The following is a 1,526-nucleotide window of genomic DNA, read 5'->3' on the forward strand; positions in this document are numbered from 1 at the left end:
CCGCCTCTCCGCCCGCGCCCTCCGGGTGGCCGCGGCCGTCCCGGCAGGCCGTCGCCGTCGGCGGGGGAGTGGTGGCCGCCGCCTTGCTGCTCGGGGTCGTCTCGTACACCGCCACCAAGCCCGAATCCCCCTCCCGCACCTCGTCCGGGCCCAGAACGGTCGCCGAGGTCTCCGCCGACCCGCGCCCCGGGGTCTATCCAGAACTGGTGAAACTCGCCCGTCGTGACGCCGCGGACCGCCTCGCCGTGGGCCGCCCGGACGCGCCCGTCGTCATGGTCGAGTACGCCGACTTCAAGTGCGGCTACTGCGGGAAGTTCGCCCGCGACAGCGAGCCCGCGCTCGTCAAGAAGTACGTCGGCGACGGCACCCTCCGTATCGAATGGCGCAACTTCCCCATCTTCGGCAACGAGTCCGAGGCCGCCGCCCGTGCCTCCTGGGCCGCCGGACGGCAGGGCCGCTTCTGGCAGTTCCACGCCGCCGCGTACGCACAGGGGTCGAAGGAGAAGGGTTTCAGCGCCGACCGGCTCGACGATCTCGCCCGTACCGCCGGGGTGAAGGACCTCGACCGGTTCCGGGACGACCGCGAGAGCGACGCCGCAGAGGCCGCCGTACGGAAGGACCAGGCGGAGGCGTACGGCCTGGGCGCCACCTCCACCCCGTCCTTCCTCGTCAACGGCCGCCCCATCGCGGGCGCGCAGCCGACGGAGACCTTCACCCGGGTGATCGAGGCGGCGAAGAAGGACGCGGAGAAGAACGGCCCGGCGCGGCCGGTGACGAGCGACCCCGCCAAGTCCGGGCCGCCGAGGACCGGGTCCGCCACCGATACCACCGGGCCGACGACCTCCGCGTCCCCTAATACGTCCCCTAATACGGCCCCGAACGCGTCCACGAGCACCGAGCCGTCCGGGAGCGGCACCGGGAAGAAGGACAGTGAGGGCGGCGAAGACGGCAAGGGCGACAGCGGTGGCAACGCCGCCGAGGGCGACCGGTGACGACGGACATCGGCTATCCGGTCGCGCTGCTCGGCGGCCTGCTCGCCCTGCTCAGCCCGTGCAGCGCCCTGCTCCTGCCCGCCTTCTTCGCGTACTCCTTCGACTCCGCGGGCCGCCTGCTCGCCCGTACCGGCATCTTCTACGCGGGGCTCGCCACCACCCTCGTGCCGCTGGGCGCCGCGGGCTCCTTCGCCGGGCGGCTCTTCTACGGCCACCGCGATCTGCTGGTCGCCCTCGGCGGCTGGCTGATCATCGCGCTCGGGCTCGCCCAGATCCTCGGCCGCGGCTTCGCCTGGCGCCGTATCACCGAGCTGTCGGGGCGGATCCGGCCCACGACCGTGCTGTCCGTGTACGCGCTGGGCCTGGTCTACGGGCTCGCGGGATTCTGCGCGGGCCCGATCCTCGGCAGTGTGCTGACGGTGGCGGCGCTGGGCGGCAGTCCGTTGTACGGGGGGCTGCTGCTGGCGGTGTACGCGCTCGGCATGGCCGTACCGCTGTTCGTGCTCGCGCTGTTCTGGGAACGGTTCGGCCTCG

The 1,526-nt window shown here is 72.9% G+C and carries 1 protein-coding gene and 1 pseudogene; both read left to right on the forward strand.

The genetic code is table 11. The features are described from left to right. Nucleotides 1-791: pseudogene (locus WH07_RS35375) on the forward strand (DsbA family protein); the annotation flags it as partial. 197 nt (nucleotides 792-988) lie between these two features. Then, a partial coding sequence (locus WH07_RS35380; RefSeq protein WP_046509286.1) for a cytochrome c biogenesis CcdA family protein occupies nucleotides 989-1,526 on the forward strand: 538 nt, incomplete at its 3' end.

The organism is Streptomyces odonnellii (assembly GCF_000981895.1).
Classification (GTDB): domain Bacteria; phylum Actinomycetota; class Actinomycetes; order Streptomycetales; family Streptomycetaceae; genus Streptomyces; species Streptomyces odonnellii.